General features: G+C 62.6%; 3 protein-coding genes. 1 reads left to right on the plus strand and 2 read right to left on the minus strand.

Translation table 11 applies throughout. The features are described from left to right. Nucleotides 1–62: 62 nt before the first annotated feature. Nucleotides 63–824, minus strand: a complete 762-nt coding sequence (locus ACE04F_RS18525; RefSeq protein WP_486108937.1) for a YdcF family protein — start codon at nucleotides 822–824, stop codon at nucleotides 63–65. Between the two features lie 100 nt (nucleotides 825–924). After that, a complete protein-coding gene (locus ACE04F_RS18530; protein ID WP_486108939.1) occupies nucleotides 925–1,245 on the minus strand; it encodes a hypothetical protein in 321 nt (106 codons plus the stop codon). Nucleotides 1,246–1,538: 293 nt separating this feature from the next. On the opposite strand from ACE04F_RS18530, the gene leuS reads away from it, so the two are divergent. Then, nucleotides 1,539–4,145 carry a leucine--tRNA ligase gene (leuS, locus tag ACE04F_RS18535; protein WP_486108941.1) on the plus strand — a complete coding sequence of 869 codons (2,607 nt, stop codon included), beginning with the start codon at nucleotides 1,539–1,541 and terminating at the stop codon, nucleotides 4,143–4,145. The last annotated feature ends 29 nt before the right edge of the window (nucleotides 4,146–4,174 follow it).

The following is a 4,174-nucleotide window of genomic DNA, read 5'->3' on the forward strand; positions in this document are numbered from 1 at the left end:
GGCCTGCTTCGCAGGCCAGCGGGAGCAAGCTCCCTCGCCACAACAGCGTTCACCTTGATAAGTCAGCGGTAGAACAACCAATACCCCACCTGCCCCACCGCCTCGTTCATCAACTGTCCCGATTGCCAGATCGACTTGAATTCCGGCATCCAGCCGCTCAATGGCCGGGCGTTATCCTGGCCAAGAAAGCCCATTGGCGCCGGAACCACCTCGAAGCCCGCCCGCTGGAAGCTCCAGACCGCGCGCGGCATATGCGCGGCATGGGTCACGACGACCACGCGTTTGACGCCTTCAGGCAACAGCATCTGCGCGCTCATCTGGGCATTTTCCCAGGTCGTGCGGCTGCGTTCTTCCAACCAACGCACGGTCACCCCGTGATCACCGAGCATCGCGTCGGCCATCAGCCTGGCTTCGCTGGGCGGAGTGCCGTAATGCAAGCCACCGCTGGTCAGCACAGGCAGGCCGGACGCCTTGGCCAGGCGCGCCGCATAGCGCTGGCGCTCCAGACCGATACCGGTGGGCTGGTCAGTGCCCCAGGCCAGGTCGCCACGCTCGCGACCGGATCCCAGCACTACGATGGCGTCGGCACGCTGAGCCAGCATCGCCCATTCGCTGCGTGCCAGTGGCGGCTCACGCTCCAATGCCTCGGCGCTCCATTGCACCACCACCGGCAAGCTCATCAGCCAGAAACCACCCAGCCCCGCGGCAAAACACAGGCGAGCCAGGCGCGGCCGGGAGTCGCGCCACCACCAGGCAAGCGCGAGCAGCAGCAAAAGGACGCCGGGCGGCAATAAAAGTTGTTTGATGAAATAACGAAACGGCATCGGGCATCTCCACAGATGCCCGAAGCCTAGGTGGGTTGACGCAATGCGACAACAGATTCGAAAACCGAATCAAAAAAAAGCGACACGCGTGGATCCGGCTTCACTTGAACTGCAGCGAGCGAACCTTTACAGCATCCTTGTCGGGTGTCCGGTCCTTGAGCCAGACCACGTTGGCCGGACGGGGCGCATCGAGACGCTTGTTTGCCTGGACCGCACTGGAGGCGGCCGGGTGTCCGACCTGCTCCAGGTAAGCCTTGACCACTTCGAACTCCGCGGGGCTCAAGCCGCGCAGTTCCAGCTCTGCCGGGCGCTCATCACGCAAGCGACCGGCGGTTCTTGCCGCGTCCAGGGCCACCCCGAGACGATCGATCAGTTTTTCATACAACTCAGGTGTAGCGACTTTTCGTTGTGATTCAACCATCCCTCACCTCATTGAAGATAAGACTCACTCCCCATTGAGAAGCGTAGCTTCGCTGGGCAAACCGGCAGGGCGCCGCGACCAACGGCCCTGAACGCCGGCCATCGGCGATGGTCGGCAACGCCCGGACACGCAATCAAGGTTTCCCTCGGCAGAGCGCGGTCATGTATGCTACGGCGCTTCCTGTAACTCCACTTCCAGCTTGGCTGGGCATCGAAAACGCCGCATCCGGCGTCGTCTGCGTCCAGCATGGCAATGAAGCGGATTGGGCCACCCCATTCAGTACAAAAGTAGCCATGCACGAACACTACCAGCCCCGTGAAATCGAAGCCGCCGCCCAGTCCTTCTGGGACGAGCAAAAGTCCTTTGAAGTCAGTGAACAACCAGGCAAGGAGACGTACTACTGCCTGTCGATGTTCCCTTACCCCAGCGGCAAGCTGCACATGGGGCATGTGCGCAACTACACCATCGGCGACGTGATCTCCCGCTACCAGCGCATGCAAGGCAAGAACGTCCTGCAACCGATGGGTTGGGACGCGTTCGGCATGCCGGCGGAAAACGCCGCGATGAAGAACAACGTGGCCCCCGCGAAGTGGACCTACGAAAACATCGCCTATATGAAGACCCAGCTGCGCAGCCTGGGCCTGGCGGTGGACTGGTCCCGCGAAGTGACCACCTGCAAGCCCGACTACTACCGCTGGGAACAATGGCTGTTCACCCGCCTGTTCGAAAAAGGCGTGATCTACCGCAAGAACGGCACCGTGAACTGGGACCCGGTGGACCAGACCGTATTGGCCAACGAGCAGGTCATCGACGGGCGCGGCTGGCGCTCCGGCGCGCTGATCGAAAAGCGCGAGATCCCGATGTACTACTTCAAGATCACCGCCTACGCGGATGAACTCCTGGAGAGTCTCGACGAGCTGACCGGCTGGCCCGAGCAGGTCAAGACCATGCAGCGCAACTGGATCGGCAAGTCCCGGGGCATGGAAGTGCAGTTCCCGTACGACGTCGCCTCCATTGGCGAAGCCGGTACCTTGAAAGTCTTCACCACCCGTCCGGATACCCTGATGGGCGCCACCTACGTGGCCGTGGCCGCCGAGCATCCGCTGGCAACCCTGGCGGCGCAGAACAACCCCGAGCTGCAGGCGTTCATCGCCGAATGCAAGGGCGGCAGCGTCGCCGAAGCCGATGTCGCCACCCAGGAAAAGAAAGGCCTGCCGACCTCGCTGTTCGTCGAGCACCCGCTCACCGGCGAGAAACTGCCGGTGTGGGTCGCCAACTACGTGCTGATGCACTACGGCGACGGTGCCGTGATGGCCGTGCCGGCCCACGATGAGCGCGACTTCGAGTTCGCCCACAAGTACAACCTGCCGGTCAAACCGGTCGTGCGCACCAGCGCCGGTGACCAGACCCCGGCGCCATGGCAGGATGCCTATGGCGAGCACGGTGAGCTGATCAATTCCGGCGAGTACAACGGCCTGGATTTCGCCGGCGCGTTCGATGCCATCGAAGTCGCGCTGATCAAGAAGAACCTCGGCGCCTCGCGCACTCAGTTCCGTCTGCGCGATTGGGGTATCAGCCGCCAGCGTTATTGGGGCTGCCCGATCCCGATCGTGCATTGCGACACCTGCGGCGACGTACCGGTGCCGGAAGACCAATTGCCCGTGGTCCTGCCGGAAGACGTCGTACCTGATGGCGCCGGTTCACCCCTGGCGCGCATGCCCGAGTTCTACGAATGCAGTTGCCCGAAATGCGGCGCACCGGCCAAGCGTGAAACCGACACCATGGACACCTTCGTCGAGTCCTCGTGGTATTACGCCCGCTACGCCTCGCCGCATTATGAAGGCGGCCTGGTGGAAAAATCCGCGGCCGACCACTGGTTGCCGGTGGACCAGTACATCGGCGGCATCGAACACGCCATCCTGCACCTGCTCTACGCACGCTTCTTCCACAAGCTGATGCGCGATGAAGGCCTGGTGAGCTCCAACGAGCCGTTCAAGAACCTGCTGACCCAAGGCATGGTGATCGCCGAGACTTACTATCGTCGCGAAGCCAATGGTGCCTACACCTGGTTCAACCCGAGCGACGTCGAGCTCGAACGTGACAGCAAAGCCAAGGTCATCAGCGCCAAACTGATCGCCGACGGCCTGCCGGTGGAAATCGGCGGTACCGAGAAAATGGCCAAGTCGAAGAACAACGGCGTCGACCCCCAGTCGATGATCGATCAGTTCGGCGCCGACACCTGCCGCCTGTTCATGATGTTCGCGTCGCCACCCGACATGAGCGCCGAATGGTCCGACTCCGGCGTCGAAGGCTCGCACCGCTTCCTCAAGCGCGTCTGGCGCCTGGCCCAGGCGCACGTCAACCAGGGCCTGCCGGGCAAACTCGACCTCGCCGGCCTGAACGACGAGCAGAAAGCCATTCGCCGCTCGATTCACCTGGCGATCAAGCAGGCCAGCCATGACGTCGGCCAGAACCACAAATTCAACACCGCCATCGCCCAGGTGATGACGCTGATGAATGTGCTGGAAAAAGCTGCGCAAGCCACCGAGCAGGATCGCGCGCTGGTCCAGGAAGGCCTGGAAGCGGTGACGCTGCTGCTCGCACCGATCACCCCGCACATCAGCCATGAGCTGTGGAATCAGTTGGGTCACGCCGACCCGGTGATCGACGCTGGTTGGCCGGTGGTGGACGAAACAGCGCTGGTACAAGACAGCCTGACCCTGGTTATCCAGGTCAACGGCAAGCTGCGCGGCCAGATCGACATGCCGGCCGACGCCACTCGCGAAGAAGTCGAAGCCGCCGCACGCGCCAACGAAAACGTACTGCGCTTCGTCGATGGCCTGACGATCCGCAAAGTGATCGTCGTGCCCGGCAAACTGGTCAATATCGTCGCAAGCTAATTGGATCGGGCGTCCGGGCCATCGGCCCG

It is taken from the genome of Pseudomonas sp. AGC41, from assembly GCF_057334555.1.